Here is a 23,327-nt window from a genome sequence, read left to right as displayed (position 1 = left end):
TGCTCAGGCCCGGAAGCTGATGGCTGCCAGGGAGTCCTCATCGCTGCAGGTGATCGTGCTGGTCTTGAAGTTCAGGTCCACGAACAGTTCGCAGAAATGCTCATCCCGGCGCCAGGCCATGGCCACGCTGGAATCGTTGGAGTAGAGCAGTTCGAAGCTGCCGGCGAAGGCCGGGTGGCGGTTGCGAAAGCGCATCAGAGCAAGGAGGCGCTGCACCACCGGCTGCTGCACAGCGCGCTCGACGCCCTCGAGACTGTAGTAGCTGCGGTTGATGTCGCGCAGCTCCCCCGTGTGCTCCATGAGACCGGTATCGTTACAACCCGCCAGCAGGCCCACGTAGTAGACCTGGGGAATCCCCGGCGTGAAGAACTGGATCGCCCGCGCCGCGATGTAGGCATCGTCATTCCGCATGAGGGCATCGTAATAGGTGCAGGTGAGCTGGTAGATGGCGCCGACACTGTGAATGTTCGCCGCCGACTTGCGCAGGATCGGATCGGCGCTGCGCGCGTCGATATTGTTGATCAGGACCTTGAGCTTGTCCTCGGGCAGGATGCCCTCCACGTCCGGAATGCAGATGCCGTCGTGCGTATCCAGCACCGTGATCATGTTGCGCGGGCACATGCGCAGCCACTGCTTCAGGTAGGTACTGTTGGCGTCCAGGAGCGAGTACAGCAGCAGCGGCGGCAGCGCGAAGCCGTAGGGGCGCATGTCCCGGCGGCTGAGGGCGTACTGGTAGCTGTAGTGGTCGTGGACCTCGGGCAGGCACTCGGCGCCGTGCGCCCTCGCCACGCCGTTCACCCACTCGAGTAGCCGATAGACGTCGGGCTCCACCAGAAAACAGCTCGTGCCGATGCGCTTGGTGGTGTAGCCGAAGGCATCCAGACGCAGGAGCTTGGCGCCCCGGGCGGTGAGGAAGGTGATGTAGTCCTCCATGAGCGCATAGGCCAGGGGCGCATCATAGTTGAGGTCGATCTGATGTTCCGTAAAGGTACACCAGACCCGGGCGCTGCCGCCGTTCGCGAAGGCCACCTCCCGAAAGGGTTCCTTCTCCTTGCGGATATGGATCTTCGCCAGGTCGTCGGCGGTAAGCTCACCGAGCCGATCCACATCCACGAAAAGGTCCGCCCAGGGCGACTCAAAGCCCCGGGCGAGAAAATCCTGAAACGGCAGGGATTCGTCGGAGATGTGATTGATCGTGAGGTCAACGCAGAGGTCGTAGGCGGCCGCGAGCGCCTCGATGTCGTCCCAGTCGCCGTAGCGCGGATCCACCTCCTTGTGGGTCAGCGGCGCGAAGCCCGAATCCGCATTGGAGGGGTAAAAGGGCAACAGGTGCAGCCCGCCGATGGCGTCGGCGAAGTGACGGTCGATGACGGCACGCAGGTCCCTGAGGTTCTCGCCCAGTCGGTCCGGGTAGCAGATCAGCTGTACCGCATTGCGCAGTGCCATGGCGTCAGTCCTCCCTCTGTCGCGTCAGCTGCCCCGGGCGTGGGCGCGCACCGCATCCATGAACTCGCTGCCCCAGAGCGCGATATCGTAATGGCACACCGAGTCGTAGGCCTCGGCCAGGCGGCTGCGGGCTTCATCGCGGCTGAGGGTGAGGGCCAGGTAGCAGGTGGTCACGAGCTCGTGCGGATCGTGCGGGTTGGTGAGGATCGGACCGCGAAGCTCCGCCGCCGCGCCGGCGAACTCCGAGAGCACAAGCACGCCACAGCCGCCGCTCTTGCCCTGGGTGGCCACATACTCCTTGGCGACGAGGTTGAGGCCATCGCGCAGCGGCGTGATCCACATGACATCGGCCACAGCGTAGTAGGCCACCAACTGCTCGAAGGGCACGCTGCGGAAAAAGAACTGCAGCGGCATCCAGCCGATCTGGCCAAAGCGACCGTTGATGCGCCCCACAGTCTGTTCGATCTGCGTCTGCAGCTCGTCGTAGATGGTCATGCCCGGGGCGGCGGGGACGCAGATGGTGAGCAGCGTCACCCGGCCCTGCAGCTCGGGGTTCTCCTCCAGCAGCGTCTCGTAGGCCACGAGCTTCTCGAGGATGCCCTTGGTGAAATCGAGGCGCTCCACGGACAAGATGAGCTTCTGCCCCTTGAGCTCCTCGCGCAGCTCGCCGATCCGCGCCTGCACCGCGTCATCGTCCAGGGCCCGCTGGACCCGGTGCAGATCCAGGCCCACAGGGTGCGCCCCGAGGCCGATGCGGCGCCCGGCAACCTCGATCTCCGAGGTCATTTCCTCGAGACCGACGGCACAGCCGTAAGTAAAGAAGCGCGGTGCGCAGTTGACCTTTTCAAGCACCTTGATGGGCATGACCCCCCGGGCCACGTCCACAAAGTTCTCCGCCTGCCGCGGAATATGAAAGCCGATGTAATCGCACTGCAGCAGGCTGCCGATAATCTGGCGACGCCAGGGCAGGACGTTGAACACATCCGCCGAGGGGAAGTAGGTGTGATGGAAAAAGGCGATGGTGAGATCCGGCCGCAGCTCCCGCAGATAAGCCGGCACCATCCACAGGTTGTAGTCGTGGATCCAGATCACAGCGCCTTCCGCGGCCTCCGCGCCGGCGCGCTCGGCGAAACGCCGATTGACCTCGAGGAAGATGTTCCAGTGCTCTTCGTGGAAGGTCGCACGCTCCCAGAAGGTATGCAGCGTCGGCCAGAAGGCCTCCTTCGAAAAGCGCTTGTAGAAAATCTCGACATCGGCCTCGGAGAGCGCCACCCGGGCAGCCACGAGCTGCGGATAGCGTTCGAGATCCACATCCGTATGCACTTCGAAGGGACCGAGTTCCGGGTCGTCAATGGCCCAGGCCACCCAGGACCCTGCCCGACCGTCGGCGAAGAAGGACAGCAGCGTGGGCAGGATACCGTTCGGCGACCTGGGGCGCCGCCGTTTGCGCTCGCCGTCCTCAACGAACTCTTCGTAGGGCAGCCGATGATAGACCATGACCAGGTCCGCCTTGCCCGTGCGGCTGACGGCCTGCAACTCAGCGTCCACGCCCTCGCTGCCGAGGAACCCGAAGTACCGGAAGGCCTCAAGGATCCCCCCGGCGCCGGGTTCACGGGCATGGTAGACGCGCGCAAGTTCCTGGGTGGCGAGCAGCAGCCCCTCCTCGGAATCGCCGACGCACACCCCCTTGAAGCCCTGTTCGTACATGGACAGGTCGTTGAGCGTATCGCCGGCAACCAGCACGTCTTCCGGATCCATGCCCAGGTGCGCCACCAGGCGCGTCAGCGTACGGCCCTTGTTGATCCCTTTAGGCAACACATCGAAGTACTTGCCGGCAGAAAAAAGCAGGTCACAACCCAGCCCGGCTACCGTCCGGCGCACGGCATCGTCGATATGGTGCTCTTCGCAGAAGTAGGAGCAGCGACGCTCCTGCGGTACCTCCTGGCGCTGCAGCTCGGTGAAACCGGCGAGCGCTTCGGCGACCACATGCTCCCCTGGCCACAGTTGATCGATGGGTTCCTGCAGGGAAAGTACAGGCTGCTGGGTCTCCCCATGCACGACGGTGGCGCCGACGTCGGCGACGATATAGTCCGGTTGCGGGATCGTCGGATCCGCCAGTAGCGGGAGTACATGCTCAAGGCCACGGCCGGTCACGAAGACCAGGTCGATGCCCGGGTGGGCGGCGATGAGCTGATAGAGCCTGAGGCGACCCTCCTGGTCGCCGCCGAGAAAGGTACCATCGAGGTCTGTGGCTAGAAGCATAACGCTCGGCGCCTTGTGGCCCTGCCGGTGCCGGGGCCAGACCCCGCCGCCGCGACCTGCGCCGCTGTTTCCTCCTCAAGGGAAAGTTTCCGGGTGACGCGCCCGCCATCGACGAGCACTTCACGCCGTAAAACCCTAGCACAGGCACCGGGGGGCGACCAATCAGCGCCCCTGGACAGCAGCCTGGCTAGAGGCGGGTGATGACTGCCCAGGTACCGCAGCCCAGCAGTCCCAGCTGGCAGAGCATACCCAGGCCCATGCCGGGCCCGCGCTTCGCCGGATCCTTCACATACGCATTGCGATAGAGAATACGCCCCAGAAAAAAGCCCAGGCCCAGCAGTGGCGCCACGATGGGCACGCTGAACCAGTAGGCGGTGATCCAGAGCGCCGGCAGCACAATCACCAGCTGCTCAAGGGTATTCATCTGCACCCGATAGGCGCGGTCAAAGTCCGGGTGGCCGCTGCAGGCCGGCGCCTCGATGCCGTGGCGCACACGCTCGCGGCCGACGAGCATGGCGAAGGCGAAATACTGAAGGACGAGCAGCAGGGTGACGAGGGCCGTGAATTCCATGGCGCTTTTCCGTGGATACAAAGAGCAACAGCATAACGCGCCGGTCGCCGGCGTGCAGCACCGGCGCCGGGGTATATCGGGGGGCAGGCGCTGCCGACGGTCAGGGCGTGTGCGGGTTGGCCCGGTCGATCAGCGCTGCAACATCGACGCCTCGGGGCAAGGTGCCAAAGCTGCGATCGCCGCTGCCACCGAGGCGGGAGCGGATAAAAGCGTCGGCGACAACCCCATTGCCGCCCTGGAGCAGGAGGCTGCTCTGGGCCACGAGTGCCAACCGGTCTACCAGGGCGCGCGCCCGGTACTCGAGCTCATCGCTGTTGCCGAGAGCCACCTCCAGCTCGGCCACGGCGGCGTCGAGCACCGGGTGATCGCCCGCGGTCTTCGCCAGCTCCCGGCGCCAGGCATCGAGGGCCTCGGGGCTCCTGGCCACGGCACGCAGAAGGTCGAGCGCCTGCACGTTGCCCGAGCCCTCCCAGATCGCATTGATGGGCGCGTCGCGATACAGGCGTGCAAAGATGAAGTCCTCGGTCACCCCGTTGCCGCCGAAGCACTCCATGGCCTCGTAGACATGGAAGGGCGTGCGCTTGCAAATCCAGTATTTACCGGTCGGCAGGCCCAGGCGCAGAAGCAGCCCCTCGTGCGCGTCACCGGCAAGACTCCGGTCCAGCGCCTCGCCCATACGCAGGGTGAACGCCAGTGCGCCCTCGACCTCGAGCTGCAGATCAGCGAGCACGTTGCGCATGAGGGGCTGGTCCACGAGGCGCTTGCCGAAGGCGCTGCGCCCGAGGGTGTGGTTCACTGCCTGAGCCACCGCCTGCCGCTGCGCGGCGCTGGAACCGATCATGCAGTCAAAGCGGGTCATGGCCACCATCTCGATGATCGCGGGCACCCCTCGCCCCTCCTCCCCGATCATCCAGCCGAGAGCACCGCGCAGCTCGATCTCCGAGGAGGCATTGGCGATATTGCCCATCTTGTTCTTGAGGCGCTGCACCTGGATCGGGTTCTTGCTGCCGTCCGGCCGCCAGCGGGGCACCAGGAAGCAGGACAGGCCGCCGTCGCTCTGCGCGAGCACGAGGAAGGCATCACACATCGGCGCCGAGGTGAACCACTTGTGGCCCACCAGCTCGTAGTCGCCCCCGGGACCGCCGGCGCCCAGGGCCCGGGCGACCGTCGTATTGGCGCGGACATCGGAGCCGCCCTGCTTCTCGGTCATGCCCATACCGATGGTCAGCGCGGTCTTCTCGGTGTGCGGCACGTTGCGCGGGTCGTAGCCCCGGGCGAGCACCTTCGGCAGCCAGGCCTCGCCGACGGATGGCGTCAGGCGCAGCGTGGGCACGGAAGCAAAGGTCATGGTCAGCGGGCAGCCGTGGCCGGACTCCACCTGGGCCTGCAGGTAGTACTGTGCGGCGCGGGCCACGTGCGCGCCGGGGCGCGGGTCCGTCCAGGGCTGACTGTGCAGGCCCGCCTCCAGACCCAGGGTCATGAGACGGTGATAGGCATCGTGGTAGCGCACCTGGTCTACGCGATAACCCTGTCGGTCGTGGCCGAAAAACTGCGGTTTGTGCTCGTTGGCAAGGAAGCCCCATTCGATCACCTCGGCACTGCCGCAGCGCTCGCCGTGGGCGAGCAGGGCCTCTTCCGCCCAGGCAGCACCATGACGGGAGACGCCCTCGCGCAGGGCTGTATCCCCCCGATAGCTGTTGACGCCCTCGAGGGGCTGGGACTGGTTAAAAACCTCGTGTGTGTGGGCGAGATGGTCGACGGAGAAGGTGTTGTTATCGGTAGTCATGACGGACTCCTGCCTTGGCGATCTTCCGAACCCGGGACGGACCATCAATGGTACCAGAGCTCCCCGGACCCTTACCCGCCGCTGCGCCCCTGGCCGCAGTGCCAGCAGAACTCGAAGGTCGCGGGGCTCTCGCTGGCGCAGCGCGGGCAGCGCCAGTCCGCCTCTTCGATAGCGGCCTGGGCCCGCTCGATGGCAAGGCGTGCTCGCTCTGCATCGCGACTACGAGTCACCCAGAGTTCCGGCCAGGTGTCGATCGGGGCAAGCTCCCCCGCCGCGCCGGCGGCGTACTCGTTGTGCACCACGCAGGGGATCGCCAGGCGCTCAAGGGCATGCCGGGCCTGAGCGACGACAAGGTGGCTGGGATGTGTGTAAACGAGCTCCAAGGGGCGCCTGCTACCAGAACCGACAGCCGGCATTGTAACGCCCCGCCTGCAAGGCAGGGGATGCTCCCTGTGGGAGCGGCAGCTTCACCAGGACCGGGTTTTGGCAGCCCCTGCAGGCCCGGCGGGGGGCGGATGCCCCTCCGACCGGGAGGGGCGGGTCTCAAGATGCCGCGTAGGTGGCCACCAGGAAACGCCGCCGGAGTTCCTCACGATCCCGCTTATCCACCCCGAGGCGCTCTTCGAGATAGCGCTCGATAGAACCAAAATCCTGCTCGACCTGATCGAGGGCATAGCGCAGAAACGGCACACCCTCTTCGGTAAGCAGGGGCTGCGCCGCCTTCGCTTCCTCACCCTCGCTGTAGCGGAGCATGAGCTGCGCGAAAAAGTTATCCCTGGCCGCCGCGGCAAGATCCACGTCCCCGCGCTCAACCTCGGGGCGGCGGTACCGCGTAGACACCAGGTAATCCTGCAAGATGACGTCCCGCGGCACACCGAGGGCACTGAGCAGCAGGGCAGATGCAAAGCCGGTGCGGTCCTGTCCCGCCGAGCAGTTCACCACCAGCGGCACCTGCCCGGCGAGCAGAGCTTCGAAAAAAAGTCGGAGCTGCGGCTCCAGCAGCTGCGGGAAGCCCCGGTAAAGTTCGCCCATGCCGAGCGGCTGGCCATCGTCCCCCATCATGCGGGCGACGATTTCCCGCATGCTGTAGTCATGCGTGAGCAGCTCGATCTCCTGTGCTGCCACCCAGCGATTCGGATACAGCGCACGCTCCTCGCTGGAGCGCAGGTCGACAACCCCCTGAAAATCGAAAGCAGCGAGGTAGGCCTGGTCCGCAGCCGTGAGACTGGTCATCACCCCGGAGCGAAACAGCAGGCCGCGCCGAACCTGGCGACCATCAGCTGTGAAATAGCCGCCGAGGTCCCGAAAATTGGAACCGCCCTCGAGGGGCAGGAGCCGGTCGTAGCCCGGGGCCGCAGCAGCCGGGGCTGCACTTTCGCCTTGCGCAGGCAGGCTGCTGAGGCCGGCGGCGACGGCGATTGCCGCGGCGCACAGGCGCAGGATGCCGGTAAAGCGTGCTGTCAACGTCATGAACGGCTCCTAGTAATTGATGCGCAGGCCAAGCAGATAATGCCGACCGAAGCTTTCGGACTGGTTGATGGTGCCGTTGCCGGCGAAACGCACATCGGTTTCGTCCGTGAGGTTGTTGAAGTTCGCATACACCGAGGCCCGCGCACCGCCCAGCTCGAGGGGCAGTTCGTAGGCAATGGTGGCATCCACCCGCTCCATCTCACCCCAGAACTCCTCCGGATCTTCGATGGGCGAGATCCATTCGTCCCGGTACTGGTAATTGATGCGTGCCGAGAGGCCGAAGTTCTCATAGAAGAGTGACGCGTTATAGATAAGCTCCGAGGTGCCCGGCAGGCCCAGCTGACGACCGTCAAGGGCCTCGAACTCGCTGTCGATGAACGTCGCATTGACACTGAAGCCGAGGCCGCCGAGCGGCCCCTCGAGATAGTCGGTGGCGGAAAACATCAAGTTGGCCTCAAGGCCGCTGAGCTTGCCATCGCTGCCGTTGGCTGCGCCACTGAGGCGCCAGCTCTCCCCTGCGGCGGAGGGCAGGTAGCGGCCGCCGTCGATGGTCGTGACATCCTGGTAGATGACATTGTCGATCTCGCGGTGGAACGCACCTACGGAAACGATGCTGGCCGTCGCGTAATACCATTCAAGCGACAGATCGACGCCGATCGTTTCCTCGGGATCAAGAAAGGGGTTGCCTCCCGAGACCAGCTGGTCCGTGGGGCTCACAATCGCACCGGCCCGCCACTCGTTGTAGGTCGGGCGATTCACACCGCTGGAAGCCGACACCCGGAACTTGAGATCATCGGCAAGATCTACGTTGACGTGCAGCGAGGGCAGAATATTGAGGAAATCATCCTCCACCGTCAGCGGCTGGTCGCCCGCCAGCCCGGAGCTCGTGTAGTCGGTCTGCTCCATGCGCAGACCGTAAACCACGTTGCCCCAGGCAAAGCGTGTTGTGGCCATGCCGTACACCGCAACAATGTCTTCCTCAATGGCAACCAGCTCATCGGAAGACGGGTTGGGCTGAGGGGCGAGCAGGCCCGAGGCAAGCCAGGCCTCCTGCACGCCCTTGCTGTCGTAGTAGGTCCCGCCGATGCTGTTGGTCGTGTTGGACTCCCAGGGAACGCCGGTGTCGAAGCTGGCAATGTCGAGGTCGGGAAAACCACCGAAGTCCACAATGAAGATAAACCCTTCGGACTCGCGCCGGTCATATTGCATACCGACGGCCACGGTGCTGTCGCGACCGAAAAGCTCGAGGTCCCGGCTCGCATCCAGCTTGAATTTCGTTGCCTCGATGTCCATGCGGTTGCCGAGGTCGAGCCCGATATCGGCCGCAAAAGCCGATTCCGCCAGCGGCACGGCGAGGTCGAGCAGCGGATCCTCCCGATCCCTCAGGTCATAGCTGCCGACGTTACCGGCACCGACGCTGAGCGCAATGGGAATCCGCTGGGAAAACTCGGTTTCCGTGTAATTCAGTCGCGCCTCCAGGTCCCAGCCGCCGGCGCTGAAATCGGCACCGAGGGTGTTCGTGAAGGTCGAGTTCTTGTAATCACCAAAGCGCACGAAACGGCTCGTCGCCATCGGTACCCCGTTTGCCTGCACGCCGGCCTGCGGCTGCGCGGATGCAAAGACGTACTGCGTCAGGTCTTCTTCGTCGATGAACTCGCTGTAGAGCGTGGAAAGGAAAAGAGATCGAAGAGCGCCTTCGCCCCGGTAGTCGACGCGACCGCCATAGGCCGTGTCTTCGCGGGTCACAAGATAGCTACGGTAGTCCAGCTCATTGACCACCAGGGCGCCTTCGCCGTCACGCTCGAGATCAAACTCCCGGTTATCGGTGACCTGCTCGCGGAGGTTGTTCGAGTAGAACCCGACCACACCAAACTGCTCGCCGGACCAGGATGCCCGGAAACTGTTGCGCCCCACGTCGCCGCCGCCCAGGTCCTGCTCGCCCATGCCCAGGTCCACGGCCAGCGACAGGCCCTCGACATCAAAGGGCTTGAAAGTCTGGATGTTTATATAGCCGGCCACCGACTCGCCGGGCATGCTGGGCAGGATTGCCTTGTTGGCGTCGATGCGGCTGGTGATCGTCGCGGGAAAACTGTCGAAGCGGGGAATGCGGCCGTTCTCTGCGCCGGGCACATCAATGCCGTCGAAGGCAATGCCCGTATAACGGAACGGCGCACCACGCAGATTCAGGTAGCGCGCCTGGCCCTGATCGCGTTCAACGGCGACACCGGGGAGCCGCGACAGGGAGTCGGCAATATTCTGGTCCGGGAAGCGCCCGATGGTGTCGGCGGAAACCACATCGACAACATTATCAGCCACGCGCTTCGCATCGAGCGCCGCCTGTTGCGCGTCACGGATCGGGGTAGCGACAACCGTCACCTCCTCGATTCGCTGTCCATCCTGAGCGAGGATCGGTGAGGAAAGCGCCGCAACGGCGAGCGTAACAGCGGTATACAGAGGAATGCGTGTAAACATGGCGGAAAGGCTCGCAACTGATGTCGCTGCGAAGCATGACCAGCGCCGGTTACGATCCGGTGAAAGCTCGATGACAAATCGATGAAACTTTTATGCGCGGCAGTGCCGAGCCCGCAAAAGAAACCGCCCTCGCTTAAACTGTGCTTTTTAGAGAAATGGACTGCCATGAGACGCCCATGCCGCCGACCTGTCGTCATCGCCGCCCTACTCACCGTGCTGGCGCCTGCCGTGATCGCTGAGCCCCGCACGGTGCGCATCGCTACCTTCAACGCCTCCATGGAGGGCGGCAACTACGTTACCGAGGGCGAAGCGCCGACCGGCAGCGAGCTGCCCCTGGCGCTTGCGAGCAGTGACCATCCGCAGCTGCGCAACGTGGCCGCGATCATCCGCCGGGTGCGGCCGGATATCCTGCTGCTCAACGAGTTCGACTACACCGCGGACCCCGCCGGAGCCATCGAGGCCTTCCGGGAGAACTATCTGGCGGCCCCCCGGAAGGGCCTGGAGCCCATCGCCTACGCGCACAGCTTCACGGCGCCGGTGAACACCGGCATCGACTCGGGCTTCGACCTCGACCGCGACGGCGTCGCCAGTGGCCGCGGCCAGGACGCCTGGGGATACGGGCTCTACCCCGGCCAGTACGGGATGGTGCTCCTGAGCAGGCACCCCATCGACCGGGGAGCCGTCCGCACCTTCCGCAACTTCCGCTGGCAGCACATGCCCGGCAACCTGCTTGAGGACCTCCGGGCGGGCGATGGCAGCCCCTGGTACCCGGCGGCAGCCCGGGCCCGCTTCCCGCTATCGTCCAAGGCGCACTGGGATGTGCCGGTCAGCGTCGATGGCGCCGTCGTGCATGTGCTCGCCAGCCACCCGACGCCGCCGGTCTTCGACGGCCCGGAGGACCGCAACGGCAGGCGAAACCACGACGAAATCCGCTTCTGGAGCGACTACCTGACCGGCGACGGGTCCGCCGGCTACATCTATGATGATCGGGGCGGCAAGGGCGGGCTGAGCGGAGAACGCTTCGTGCTCCTCGGCGACCTCAACGCGTCGCCGGTAGAGGGCGACAGCCGGCGCTCTGCTATCACTGACCTCCTGGCCCATCCCGCCCTTGACGCGGGTTTCGTGCCCTCAAGCGCCGGCGCCGCCGCAGCGCGACCGGCAAATCCTCACGCTCCGGCGCATACGGCAGCCTGGGGCCAGCGCGCCGACTACGTGCTCCCCTCCCGCGCCGGCTGGACAGTCCTTGACGGTGGCGTGTTCTGGCCAGCGCCGGAGGAATCCGGCGCGGCACTGGTTGCGACCCGCGCCGCATCATCGGACCACCGCCTCGTCTGGCTGGACCTCGCCATCAAGTAGGCGGGCAGTCAGCAGGCAGTCAGCAAGCGGGCACTGGCGTCTCCATGACCTCCTCAAGGACCACTCGATTCCTGCCCTGCTCCTTGGCGCGGTAAAGTGCACCATCGGCGCGAGCCAGCAGGGATTCCACCGACTCCTCCGACCTGTCAACGGCCACACCGACGCTCGCCGATAGCTGCACCCCGTCTCCCAGTGGTGACCGCTCCAGTGACCGGCGGACCTTTTCCGCCACCTGGCTTGCTCCGCTGAGCTCCGTGTCGGGGCACACGATGACGAACTCCTCACCGCCCCAGCGACCCACGCTGTCTGTCGCCCGGACCACTGCGGAAATACACTGGCCCGCCTCGACCAGCACACGGTCCCCGACGAGGTGCCCGTGCCTGTCATTGATGTGCTTGAAATGATCGAGATCGACAAGGAGCACCGCCGTTGATGACCCTCTCCGGCGGGCCAGGGCCATATGCTGCCGGAGTTCTGCATCGAACTGCCGTCGATTGAGGAGCCCGGTCAGTTCGTCGTACTGGGACAGGCGCGCCAGCTCCGCGTAGGCCAATTCACGGCTCCGTTCACTGAAACGGAAAATGATGCAGTGAGCAACAAGCACCGCCCCCAGGTTCAGCAGGGCGGGGAGCTCCAGGGGCATCACCGGGGCCTGGCGGTAACTCATGGCAAAGAGTGCCAGCACGAGCAGGCTGAACAGCGCAGAGAAGAGCGTTCCGCCGCGGGAGCCGAGCAGGAAAAAGGCCAGCGGCGGCAGCACCGCGGCCCAGACGAGCGAGTAATTGCGCGCCTCCGAAGCAATAAAGTAGAACAGCAACAGCAGGCCGTAGAACGTGAGCACGGCCAGGCTTACGGGCCAGAGCAGCCGGGCCTGGCGGAGCAGAAGCCAGCTCAGCACAGCACCCGCCAGCACCAGGCCGTCAATGGCCGCGATCAGCGGCCTGGAGAAAACAAAGAAATTGGTCAGGCCCGTAACAAACCCGTAGCACGCCGCAAGCAGAAGCATGGCGCGCAGCAGCGATGCCTGCCGCGCCAGCCTGATCTCGGTCGCAGCGCCAACCGCATAGTCAGTCATCAGAACGTGCCCGCTTCATGCAGCCTCGATCACTACGCAATTGCGACCGGCGTCCTTCGCGGCATAAAGCGCACGATCAGCGCGATCCAGCACCGTTTCCGGGAGCTCCCGTCCCTGCGAGATGCCCACGCCGATACTTACGGTCAAGGCAACGCCGTCGGCGAAGGGCTCTGCCGCCACGGCCGCACGGAGCTTTTCCGCCACAGCGAGGGCTCCTGCCCGGTCCGTGCTGGGACACAAAAGAAGAAACTCCTCGCCGCCCCAGCGCCCCACCAGGTCCACGGCGCGCACAGCGCCAGCCAGACACTGGCCCAACGCCAACAGTACCTGATCACCGACGAGATGCCCATGGCTGTCATTGACCGCCTTGAAGTGATCAAGGTCGATCATGGCCACCGCGACCCACTGACCGCTGCGCTCAGCAAGGGCAAGGGCACGGCTCAGCTCGAGGTCAAGCTTTTCCCGATTGGCCAGGCCCGTCAGACCGTCAACCTGCGCGTGTTCGCGCAGGCGCTCGAAGGCGGCCTCCCGGGTACGTTCGCTGAACCGGAAGATCAGCGCGTGAGCCAGAAGGGCCTCGGCACAGTTGAGGACCGCCCCCAGAGAAAAAGGTGCCGGATCTAGCTGTCGGAACGTCGACACCAGCCAGGCGAGCACCACCAGAGAGAAGACAACGGTCACCCGCAGACCATCGCGGGAACCGAGCAGGAAGAAAGCGATAGGCGGCAGCACGGTGACCCAGAGCAAAGCTGCGTTCGCCGCCCGCGCCAGGACAAGGAAGGTCAGCAGCAGACCTGCCAGGATAAGAATCGCCGCCCAGCTCGCGGCGCGCAGCCGACCGCTCCGGCGATAGTACGCCAGGACCGTAAAACTCGCCGCCGTGGCAAGGAAATCCATCGCTGCAAGCTGCGGGCTTGCAAACAGAACGATATTGACAAGGCCAATGATCCCGCCGTAGGCCGCCACGAACAACAGCACAAGAGCCAGCAACCTGGCCTGGCGTTCCTCGAGAATGTCGTCACTGGCACGAGCCATGCAATGTCCCTCGGCCGCCGGAAGGCGCCCGCGTGGCGTACTGTACCTGCACGCGATCGGTGCAGATACCGAGCAGAGACCCGGCAAACGCCGAAAGCATCTTCAGGAGACGCTTCTTACACTCCGTCGCGACAACTCGGCAGCACTAAAAAAGAGTTCCCGGGGATTTTTGGTGATTTTACCAAAAAGGGGCCGGGTGCCGACCGGCGTAACACAAGTGCAACATCACTGCCCTAGCCTCTTCGCTGATCCACTAACCCAGCTGGAGAAGCTATCCCATGCCCTCGTCCTTCTCGAAACACTTTGCCCGCAAGGCGCTCGTTCGCGCCATCGCCGGTGCGTCCGTTGTCGGCAGCTTCGGTCTGACCGCCCCGGTCTACGCACAGGAAACAACCGCGGCCGTCCGCGGTGTCGTTAGTTCGGGCGGCCAGCCGGTCGCAGGCGCTACGGTAACGGCAACGAACCGTGCGACGGGGCTGTCTCGCTCCGCCACCACCGATGAGAACGGCAACTACTTCATCCGCCAGTTGCCCGCGGGCGTCGATTATAGCGTCAGCGTTACCTCGCCGCAGGGCGGCGCGTCCACGGAGCGCCTGAAGCTGGCGGTGGGGCAGCAGGCGCAGATGAACTACGCTGTCAACGCCATTGAGGAAGTGGTGGTCATGGGCAGCGCCGCGGCAGTAGCCGATACAGCTATCGGCCCGACGGCGGTCTTTGATATCAGCGACCTGCAGAACTCGCCGGCGATCAACCGGAACATCAATGACATTATCGGCCAGGATCCGCGCGTCTACATCGACCAGTCCAGCCGCGCCGATTCGATCCAGTGCAACGGCGCCAACCCGCGCTTCAACAGCCTGACCGTTGACGGTATCCGCCTGAATGACGGTTTCGGTCTCAACTCGAACGGCTACCCGACCCAGCGCATGCCCTTCCCCTTCGACGCCATCTCCAGCGTCGCGGTGGAGATGGCGCCCATGAGTGTCATCTACGGCGGCTTCTCGGCCTGTAACATCAACGCGGTCACCAAGTCCGGCGGCAATGAGCTCTCCGGTTCGGTGTTCATGGATTACACCGACGACAGCATGCAGGGTGACAAGCTCGAAGGCGACAGCGTTCAGATCACCGACTACGACGAGACCCGCTACGGCTTTGAGCTTGGCGGCGCCATCATCGAGGACAAGCTGTTCTTCTACGGCGCCTACGAGAAGTACGAAGGCGTCGATTTCAACGACCGCGGCGCCATCGGCAGCGGCGCCGTCAACGAGGTGCTGGTCACCCAGGCGGAGCTGGACGAAATCGCCCGGATCGCTCGCGATGTCTACCAGTTCGAACCGGGCAGCAGCACGCCGGGCACCATCGACTTCGAGGACGAGAAGTACATCGGCAAGCTCGACTGGTACATCACGGACACCCAGCGCCTGGCGCTCAGCTACATGTACAACGAGTCCGTGAATGCCACGCCCTCGGATGGCGAAAACGTAGAGTTCGAATTCTCCGACCACTTCTACAACCGCGGCGCGGAGCTGAACTCCTACATCGCCAGCCTCTACTCCGACTGGACCGACAACTTCTCCACGGAAATCCGCATCGCCCGGACGGAGGTCGACTTCGTGCAGTCGCCGCGCGCCGGCAACGACTTTGGCGAGATGCGCGTCGAGCTTGAAGACGTGGACGTCTACCTCGGCGGCGACGACAGCCGTCACGCCAACGCCCTGGAATACACCATCGACCAGATCGTCGCCCGCGGCCGCTACCAGCTGGGCTCGCACACGATCACCGGCGGTTACGAGCGTGAGTCCTACGACATCTTCAACCTGTTCTACCAGCACGTGGACACGGAGATCCGCTTTGACGGTATCGACAATTTCCGCGACGGCCTGGCGGACCGGGTCTACTACGGCAACGCGATCAGCAACAACGAGAACGACATCGCCGAGGCCTTCGAGTACGCCATCAACTACTTCTACCTGCAGGACGAGTGGCAGGTAAACGACAAGCTCACGGTGACCTACGGCCTGCGTTACGACTATTACGAGACCGACGACGCCCCGAACCTGAACCAGGGCTTCCAGGCCAGCTATGGCTTCGGCAACAACGAGACGCTCGATGGGCGCGACCTGCTCCAGCCGCGCTTCGGCTTCAATTATGACTTCTCCGAGGACCTGTCTTTCCGCGGCGGGGTCGGCCTGTTCTCCGGCGGCAACCCGAACGTCTGGCTGTCCAACACCTACAGCAACACCAACACCACGGCCGTACAGGCCCGTATCGACGGCATGGATCTCTTCGCCCAGAACTACGTCAACTGTGAAGACGGCGTTCCGGTCTGCGGCCCCGGCTACGGGGTACCGCAGGAGATCGCCGAGGTGGTCGCCGCCGGGGACGGCTCGAACTTCGAAATCAACTTTCTCGATCCCGATTTCGATATCCCCAGCGAGTGGAAGTACACGGCAGGCCTGACCTGGTTCGCCCCCATGGATATCACCGTGACCGCGGATCTGCAGATCAGCCGCGGTGAGGATACGGCCATCTACAAGCGCGCGGATCTTGAGCGCGTGGGCACCAACGACCTCGGCTACCCGGTCTACGAAAGTGTCCGGGACCCGGCCTTCGTCCTGACCAACGCCAGCAACGGCAACGAGTCCGAGTCCATTGCCTTCAGCGCCTTCAAGGCCTGGGACAACGGCTTCGACCTCCGTGTCGGTTACGCCTACACGGAAGCGGAAGATGTGAATCCGATGACCTCGTCGGTGGCGTTCTCGAACTACATCAACCGGGCCTTTGTCGATCCACAAGCTGAGGAGCTCGGCCCATCGAACTGGGCTATAGAGCATCGCTTCACCACGGTACTCAACTACAGCGCCGACTTCTTCGGCGGCTATGAGACCCGCGTCTCCCTGTTCGGCCAGTACAACTCCGGCATCCCCTACAGCATCACGCTGGGCGGGGCGGAAGGGACCATCGACGCTTTCGGCTTTCAGCCCTTCCTCGACTTCGAGCGCAACGTGCTGCCGATCGGTGGCAGCCGCAACAGCCAGGAGGGTGACTCCTTCAGCAAGATCGACCTTCGCATCTCGCAGGAAGTGCCAGGCTTCGCGCCGGGGCACCGGGGCAGCGCTTTCATCATTGTCGACAACCTGACCAACCTGCTGAACGATGACTGGGGCGTGATGAACCAGCCGGCCTTCCCTTACGGCGTCACCGCCGAACAGGAAGCCAACGGCCAGGCACAGCAGCGCATCGGCGACACCTCCCTCTGGAGCATGCGCGTCGGCCTCAGCTACCGCTTCTGACTGCTCGGGCCGCGGCGTCGGCCCGACCCTTCTCCTCCTGCGACCCTGGGCCCGTCCCAGGGTCGCTTTTTTTTGTCCATCGCAGCTTTCCGGGGCCAGCCTTGGCTGGCCGGGGCGCTGCCCGGGATTCATGCATCGCAGTATTCCGGGCCGGCAGCGGGAGGGTGCCCCCAGTCGCTCCACGATATTCGCCTGGTGGGGACACCCTCCCGCTGCCGGCCCTACGGTCCTGGATCTCTGCCGAGCCCGAGGTACGCGAGGCGCCAGGGGAAATCCCCGCCCTACCCGCTCCCCCCGCGTTCCTGTCCCGCCGGGGCTGGGGTACACTGTCGGATGTTTATCGCTTCGGAGCTCTGCTATGACCTGGATGATTGTCGGCCTGGTGCTTTTTCTCGGCACCCACTCCTTGCGCGTCTACGCCAACGACTGGCGCAGCAGCCGTGTCTCGGCCATGGGCGAGAAGCCCTTCAAGGTGGTTTACGGCCTGATCTCCCTCGCAGGCCTCGCTCTGGCGATCTGGGGCTATGGCGTCATGCGCGAAAACCCGACCATGCTGTGGAACCCGCCCCTGGGGCTCTACCATGCCGTGTCCCTCTTCACGCTGCCGGCATTCATTCTGCTGGTCGCCGCCTATGTACCCGGCAACCACCTGAAGGCCCGGGTCGGCCACCCCATGGTCATGGCTGTGAAGTTCTGGGCTTTCGGCCACCTCCTCGCCAACGGCCGCGTTGGCGATGTGGTTTTCTTCGGCGCCTTCTTTGTCTGGGCCGTGGTGCTGTATATCCGCTCCCGGAAGCTGGACCGCGCCGCAGGCGTCAGCTACCCGCCGGGGCGCATGCCCGCCACGGTCGCTACGGTGCTCATCGGCGCCGCCGCCTGGTTCCTGTTTGCCCGCTATGGTCACATGGCCGTAGCCGGCGTTCCGGCACTGCCGGGGAGCTAGGCGCCATGGGCGACGAGGCGTGCGTTCTTATGCACACCGACGGGCCCGTACGGACCAGTGCGATGAACCGGCCGGCGGCACCCAAGTCCGCCGACCGCCCCCTTCTGGCGGCAACGGCATTCGCCGACGCCGCTCTCTTTGCCGCTGGTGCCGGCCGCCACGGCAGCTCCCATGAGATTGACTGACACGGACGGCGGCACCGAAACGCGGCCTTCAGCGGCTGCCGACAAAACCGGCCTCGCGCACTACGTCCATGCGGAGCGTCTCGCGCTCCACTACCAATTCCTGCGTCAGTCCCTGGCCGCGGTACTGCTCAACAGCGTGGTCCTCTGCTGGCTGCTCTGGGGCGTCCGCGATGCCGGGGTGCTGCTCGGCTGGCTGCTGGCGACACTGCTGACCACCGTCTATCGCCTGCTCGCTGCCCGCGGCTTCGCTCGTGCCTCAGCCCGGGCGCGTACCCATAGGCGCTGGTACCGGCATGCCATTGCCGGATCAGTCCTCTCCGGTCTGGTCTGGGGCGCGGGCGGCTTCCTGCTGTTCACGGCCGAGAACAGCTACAGCCTGTCCCTGCTTGCCTTCATCATTGCCGGCATGTGCGCCGGCGCCGTGGTCAGCCTCGCCGCCTTTATCGAGGCCAGCCTGCCCTTTCTCGCGCTCTGTATTCTCCCCTTTGCCGCGCGCCTGTTCGCCGAGGGCAGCATGGAGGCAGTCCAGCTCGGGATCATAGCCCTGCTCTATCTCGGCTTCATGGCTATGGTGACCCGTCGTGTGCACGACACGCTTACACGGGGCTTCGAGATGTCTCATCTGCGCCAGCGCGCAGAGGCCACCGTGGAACGGCAGGCCCTCTATGACGATCTCACCGGCCTGCCCAACCGCCGACTGCTCTCGGACCGGCTGCGCCAGGCCCGGGCCCGGGCCCTGCGCCGGGGCAACCGGGCCGCCGTGCTCTTCCTGGACCTGGACAATTTCAAGCGCATTAATGACTCACTCGGTCACAGCACCGGCGACGCCGTGCTGCAGGCCATCGCCGGACGGCTGCGCGAAGCGCTCCGCGAGACCGACACGGCCTCAAGGCTTGGCGGCGATGAATTCGTGGTGCTGCTCACGGAGCTCAACGGCAGTGTCGACGAGGTGATTCAGGATACGCACAACACGGCAGAGCGAATCCGCGTATCCATCGCCGAGCCGATCACTGTCAAGGGCACGCAGCTGCATCTGAGCAGCAGCATCGGCGTCAGCCTCTTTCCCTCGGACAGCAATGATATCGAGGATCTGCTGCGCCATGCGGATACGGCGATGTACCAGGCCAAGGACGGGGGCCGCAACGCCGTGCGCTTCTTTGTCCCCGAGATGCAGGCCGCCATCGAGGCGCGGCTGATCCTGGAGCAGCAGCTGCGCTACGCCCTGGAGCGCAACGAGCTCGAGCTGCATCTGCAGCCCCAGTTCGATGCCCGGGGCGCCGTCTTCGGCGCCGAGGCTCTGCTGCGCTGGCGCCGGGACGGAGACTGGATTCCACCCTCGGAGTTCATTCCTGTCGCGGAGGAATCGGGGCTGATCTACCCCCTGGGCGACTGGGTGGTCGACGAGGCCTGCCGTCTGCTGGCCGACCTCTGCAAGCTGCCGGGCTGTGCCTCACTGGTACTGGCCGTGAACGTAAGCACACGGCAATTCACCCGTGTCGGCTTCGCCGACACGGTGATCGCCACCCTCGAGCGGCACCGCATCCCCACGGGGCAGCTGGAGCTGGAGGTGACGGAGAGCCTCTTCATCAACGAGCTCGGCACAACCCAGGACTGCATGGAGCAGCTGCATGCGGCGGGCCTTCGCTTCACCATCGACGATTTCGGTACCGGCTACTCGTCCCTGCGCTATTTGCAGACCCTCGCCGTAGACTCCCTGAAGATCGATAAGTCCTTCGTTCGCGGCGTCATCGAAAACCACAGCGACGCCAGCATCGTCCGCGCCACCCTGTCCATGGCCCAGGCCCTGAAGCTGACGGTGCTCGCCGAGGGCGTCGAGAGCGAGGACATCCGGGAGTTTCTCGTCGCCTGCGGCTGCCGCCGCTTCCAGGGCTATCTTTTCGGCCGCCCGGTACCGGCCAGCGCCTTCCGCCAGCAGCTGCTCTCCAGCGGTGTTTCACCGCCGCCCTGAGCACCTTGGTGTTCCCCGGGAAGAATGCTAGCCTCCGCCTTGCTGTGCCTTTCCGGCACCCCGGGAATCCGCCATGCCCTTCCGACCTCTACTGGCCGCACTGCTGTTCCTGAGCTCCGCACTTGCCGCGGAGCCCCTGCGCGTGGGCCTCTCGCCGGACTACCCGCCACTGGCCTTCCGCAGTGAGAGCCGTATCGTCGGCCTCGAAGCCGATAATGCCCGCGCGGTGGGCGAGATCCTCTCTCGAGAGGTATCCCTGGTGCCCCTGCCCTTCGAGCAGCTCATCCCCGCCCTGTTGGCCGGACAGATCGACGTGATCATGTCCGGCCTCAGCGTCACCGCCGGGCGCAGCCAGCAGGTACGCTTCGCAGAGCCGTACCTGCGGGTGGGGCAGATGGCCATTCTGCATCAGGACAAGGTCCTGCGCTTCGGCCAGCCCTGGGCCATCTACCAGCCCGGAGTCCGCATCGGCGTGGAATCGGGCACCACCGGGGCCGCCTTTGCCGAGCGCGAACTGCCGGACGCAGCGCTCGCGTTCTTTGCGGATCCGGACAGCGCTTTCACGGCACTCCGGGAAGACCGCATCGATCTCTACATCCACGATGCGCCGACCAGCTGGGGCCTGGCCACCAGCAGCGAAAACAGCGATCTGATCAGCCTCTACCGCCCCCTCACGGAGGAGCAGCTGGCCTGGGCCGTGGCGCCGGGGGACTCGACGCTCCTGGCGGACCTCGATCGCGCTCTGGTGCTTATGCGTGGCGCGGGAACGCTGGACTACATCATCAATCGCTGGATCCCCGTCGAGGTCACGGTGCAGTGACCGCGCGAAAACGCCTGCGCGCCGGCCTGACGATCGGCCTGCTCGCTCTCACTACCCTGCTGTTGCTGCCGCTGTCGGCCGCCGCAGCGCGGCCCCCGGTCCTGCTGGACCCGGGCCCCGACGGCCAGCCGCTATCCGGCGCTGTTGCCGTCGCCAACGATGCGCCGCTCGCAGCAGTGCTCGCCGACTCGGTAAGCTGGCATTACCCGGAACAGACGCTGCGCACCACCAGGGACGCCCCCTTCTGGCTGCGTATCCACTTCCGGATCACCGATCCTGAGCGCAGCCTGTTGCTTGAACTGCCGACCACCGCGCTTGGCATCGCCGAATTTCATGGGCCCTACGACGCGGCCGGCGAGGCGCTGCGCGGGCCCGTTCAGAGCGGTCTGCGCAAGCCGTACGCCACCCGCCCCCTTGGCAGCGAGCGCGCGGTGATGCCCCTCGGTGCTCTGAGCCCGGGTAATTATCACGCCTACCTGCGGGTGCAGGCAGACCTCACTCATGCGGTAACGCCGATCGCCTGGGAACTCACCGACTATCAGTATGAGCGCGCGCACAAGCGGCTTTTCGACGGTATCTGCTACGGTGTTCTACTCACGCTGCTGGTTTACAACCTCGCCCTCACCGCCGTCTTCCGGGACAGCTCCTACGGCTACTACGTGGTCGCCTGCGGCTTCGCGCTGCTGACCCTGGCTACCTTCAACGGCCATGCGGCCCACTACCTCTGGCCAGGCAACCCGTGGCTGATCGAACATAGCTACCAGATTGCGCCAGCGCTGTGGCTGGCCTTCAGCGGCCTGTTCGCACGGGCCTTCCTCGCTATCGCCAGCCGTTCACCGCGGGTCGACATCGCCCTGAAGCTGGCCATTGCCGCCGCCCTCGGCAATGCCCTACTCGGGGTTGCGGGCTTCACCAGTGTGTCCCACCGCAGCACGGAAATCATCGCGCTGGCCGGCTCCCTGCTCATGATCGTCGTCAGCTTCCGCAGCTGGCGCCGGGGCTACGCCCCGGCCCTGTGGTACATGCTCGCGATCGGCGCGCTTTTCGTGACCATCGGCCTCACGGTGCTCGTCTCCTGGGGCCTGGACGACTCGGCTTTCCTCCTCGGCAATGCCCTGCAAATGGGCATCCTGGCGGAAATGGTCGGCCTGGCCATGGCCCTGTCGGCGCGTATCCGGGGTATGCAGGCGGAAAAGCTCGAGCTGACCCTGCGCTCCCGGGTCCTCGCCGAGGCTGCGGCCACCGACGCTCTCACCGGGGTGGCCAACCGCAACGGCCTCGCCGAGGGAGCGCGGGAAATCCTCGCGCGCCCGGGCGAGCACGCGCTCATGCTCCTGGATCTGGACCACTTCAAGGAGGTGAATGACACCCGGGGGCACGCCGCCGGTGACGCGGTGCTGACCGCCGTGGCCGGGCGCCTTCGCCAGCAACTGCGGGAATCCGATCTCATCGCGCGCTCTGGTGGCGACGAGTTCGTCGTGCTGCTAGGGGCGAGCCCGGGCCGGGCGCAGCTCGAAGCGATGGCCCAGCGCCTTGCCGAGCGGCTGTCGGAGCCGGTGTCCTGGCAGGGCGTGGAACTCAAAAGCCCGGCAAGTATCGGTATCGCCCTCGGCCCTCAGGACGGGCACGATCTCGATGCCCTCATGCTGGCTGCCGACCGGGCCATGTACCACAGCAAACGTAGCCGGGGGGCCTACGCTTTCTTCGATTCGCTAGCCGGCGGGCAGGGGTCCTAGGCGAGACGGCTCGCCACGGCGGCCTGACGGCAGGCAGCCACCACCGTGTTACGCAGGAGGCAGGCGATGGTCATAGGGCCGACACCGCCAGGTACCGGCGTGATCGCGCCGGCCACTTCCCGCGCCTCGGCAAAGGCCACGTCTCCCACCAGCCGGGCCTTGTCTCCCTCCCCGGGCAGGCGATTGATGCCGACGTCAATCACCACGGCGCCGGGCTTAAGCCAGTCGCCGCGCACCATCCCGGGGCGACCCACGGCGGCGACGACTATGTCCGCATGGCGGCAGAGCGCCGGCAGGTCGCGGGTGCGGGAATGGGCGATGGTCACCGTGCAGCTCTCCTGCAGGAGCAGCTGCGCCATGGGTTTGCCGACGATATTACTGCGGCCGATGACCAGTGCATGCTGGCCGGCCAGGTCGTTGTCGAACTGCTCGCGAAGAAGGAGCAGGCAGCCCACCGGCGTGCAGGGCGCGAGGGCGCCGGGGTCGCCGTTGGCAAGGGCGCCCGCGTTCAACGGGTGGAAACCGTCGACATCCTTTGCGGGATCGATAGCACAGATCACCCGCTGCTCGTCGATCTGTGGCGGTAACGGCAGCTGCACGAGGATGCCGTGCACCGTGGGGTCCGCGTTCAGGTCCGCCACGAGGGCGAGCAGTTCGGTCTCGCTGGTGTCATCGCGCAGGCGATGCGTGTGGCTGAGCATCCCCGCCTCAACGGTCTGCCGGCCCTTGTTGCGCACATAGACCTGACTCGCCGGGTCCTCACCGACCAGCACGACCGCAAGCCCCGGCTGCAGATCGTCGGTCTCGCGCAACCGCGCCACCTCTGTCGCGATCTGCTCGCGAAGGGCGGCAGCGGCCGCCTTGCCGTCAATGATTGCCGCGGTCATGGCTCCTCCGTAAATAGCTGC

The 23,327-nt window shown here is 65.2% G+C and carries 16 protein-coding genes; 6 read left to right on the top strand and 10 right to left on the bottom strand.

What is annotated here, in order from left to right; translation table 11 throughout:
• Nucleotides 1–3 precede the first annotated feature (3 nt).
• From gtfA to HRUBRA_RS08430, 7 genes are all read right to left on the bottom strand, one after another.
• The gene (gene gtfA / locus HRUBRA_RS08460; protein ID WP_035516285.1) at nt 4–1,446 is read right to left on the bottom strand and encodes a sucrose phosphorylase; all 1,443 of its coding nucleotides are present in this window, start codon (nt 1,444–1,446) and stop codon (nt 4–6) included.
• 24 nt (nt 1,447–1,470) lie between these two features.
• Complete coding sequence (gene ggpS / locus HRUBRA_RS08455) at nt 1,471–3,708, bottom strand: glucosylglycerol-phosphate synthase (protein ID WP_035516284.1); 2,238 nt, start codon at nt 3,706–3,708, stop codon at nt 1,471–1,473.
• Between the two features lie 187 nt (nt 3,709–3,895).
• Nucleotides 3,896–4,279, bottom strand: coding sequence for an MAPEG family protein (locus tag HRUBRA_RS08450; protein ID WP_035516283.1), 384 nt, complete (start codon nt 4,277–4,279; stop codon nt 3,896–3,898).
• Nucleotides 4,280–4,379: 100 nt separating this feature from the next.
• Nucleotides 4,380–6,065 carry an acyl-CoA dehydrogenase family protein gene (locus HRUBRA_RS08445; protein WP_035516282.1) on the bottom strand — a complete coding sequence of 562 codons (1,686 nt, stop codon included), beginning with the start codon at nt 6,063–6,065 and terminating at the stop codon, nt 4,380–4,382.
• Nucleotides 6,066–6,136: 71 nt separating this feature from the next.
• Nucleotides 6,137–6,448 carry a putative signal transducing protein gene (locus HRUBRA_RS08440; protein ID WP_035516281.1) on the bottom strand — a complete coding sequence of 104 codons (312 nt, stop codon included), beginning with the start codon at nt 6,446–6,448 and terminating at the stop codon, nt 6,137–6,139.
• A 160-nt stretch (nt 6,449–6,608) separates the two neighbouring features.
• The gene (locus HRUBRA_RS08435) at nt 6,609–7,535 is read right to left on the bottom strand and encodes a tyrosine-protein phosphatase (RefSeq protein ID WP_052094554.1); all 927 of its coding nucleotides are present in this window, start codon (nt 7,533–7,535) and stop codon (nt 6,609–6,611) included.
• Between the two features lie 9 nt (nt 7,536–7,544).
• A complete protein-coding gene (locus HRUBRA_RS08430; protein ID WP_035516280.1) occupies nt 7,545–10,007 on the bottom strand; it encodes a TonB-dependent receptor in 2,463 nt (820 codons plus the stop codon).
• 228 nt (nt 10,008–10,235) lie between these two features.
• On the opposite strand from HRUBRA_RS08430, the gene HRUBRA_RS08425 reads away from it, so the two are divergent.
• Nucleotides 10,236–11,363 carry an endonuclease/exonuclease/phosphatase family protein gene (locus tag HRUBRA_RS08425; protein ID WP_236629823.1) on the top strand — a complete coding sequence of 376 codons (1,128 nt, stop codon included), beginning with the start codon at nt 10,236–10,238 and terminating at the stop codon, nt 11,361–11,363.
• A gap of 19 nt (nt 11,364–11,382) precedes the next feature.
• Here HRUBRA_RS08425 and HRUBRA_RS08420 read toward each other — a convergent pair whose 3' ends face one another.
• Nucleotides 11,383–12,438, bottom strand: a complete 1,056-nt coding sequence (locus HRUBRA_RS08420; protein WP_035516278.1) for a GGDEF domain-containing protein — start codon at nt 12,436–12,438, stop codon at nt 11,383–11,385.
• A gap of 15 nt (nt 12,439–12,453) precedes the next feature.
• A complete protein-coding gene (locus HRUBRA_RS08415; protein WP_035516277.1) occupies nt 12,454–13,473 on the bottom strand; it encodes a GGDEF domain-containing protein in 1,020 nt (339 codons plus the stop codon).
• Nucleotides 13,474–13,751: 278 nt separating this feature from the next.
• Here HRUBRA_RS08415 and HRUBRA_RS08410 point away from each other — a divergent pair, with 278 nt between their 5' ends.
• The 5 genes from HRUBRA_RS08410 (at nt 13,752) to HRUBRA_RS08385 (ending at nt 22,419) form a co-directional block, all read left to right on the top strand.
• On the top strand, nt 13,752–16,766 hold the full coding sequence (locus tag HRUBRA_RS08410) for a TonB-dependent receptor (protein ID WP_035516276.1): 3,015 nt from the start codon (nt 13,752–13,754) through the stop codon (nt 16,764–16,766).
• A 358-nt stretch (nt 16,767–17,124) separates the two neighbouring features.
• Nucleotides 17,125–17,709, top strand: a complete 585-nt coding sequence (locus tag HRUBRA_RS08405) for an NnrU family protein (protein ID WP_035516275.1) — start codon at nt 17,125–17,127, stop codon at nt 17,707–17,709.
• 171 nt (nt 17,710–17,880) lie between these two features.
• Nucleotides 17,881–19,863 (top strand): putative bifunctional diguanylate cyclase/phosphodiesterase, encoded by a 1,983-nt coding sequence (locus HRUBRA_RS08395; protein WP_052094553.1) that lies wholly within the window; start codon nt 17,881–17,883, stop codon nt 19,861–19,863.
• Between the two features lie 73 nt (nt 19,864–19,936).
• The gene (locus tag HRUBRA_RS08390; RefSeq protein WP_052094552.1) at nt 19,937–20,683 is read left to right on the top strand and encodes a transporter substrate-binding domain-containing protein; all 747 of its coding nucleotides are present in this window, start codon (nt 19,937–19,939) and stop codon (nt 20,681–20,683) included.
• Nucleotides 20,680–22,419: a GGDEF domain-containing protein gene (locus HRUBRA_RS08385; protein WP_052094551.1), complete on the top strand. Its 1,740-nt coding sequence runs from the start codon at nt 20,680–20,682 to the stop codon at nt 22,417–22,419. The genes HRUBRA_RS08390 and HRUBRA_RS08385 overlap by 4 nt, the downstream gene beginning before the upstream one ends.
• Here the strand turns inward: HRUBRA_RS08385 and folD are convergent.
• On the bottom strand, nt 22,416–23,306 hold the full coding sequence (folD, locus tag HRUBRA_RS08380) for a bifunctional methylenetetrahydrofolate dehydrogenase/methenyltetrahydrofolate cyclohydrolase FolD (protein WP_035516273.1): 891 nt from the start codon (nt 23,304–23,306) through the stop codon (nt 22,416–22,418). The two genes, HRUBRA_RS08385 and folD, sit on opposite strands and share 4 nt — an antisense overlap.
• Nucleotides 23,307–23,327: the final 21 nt, after the last annotated feature.

Source organism: Pseudohaliea rubra DSM 19751, assembly GCF_000764025.1.
Classification (GTDB): domain Bacteria; phylum Pseudomonadota; class Gammaproteobacteria; order Pseudomonadales; family Halieaceae; genus Pseudohaliea; species Pseudohaliea rubra.
The sequence above is the reverse complement of the archived record's forward strand: the minus strand, read 5'-3'. Positions and strand labels throughout refer to the sequence as shown.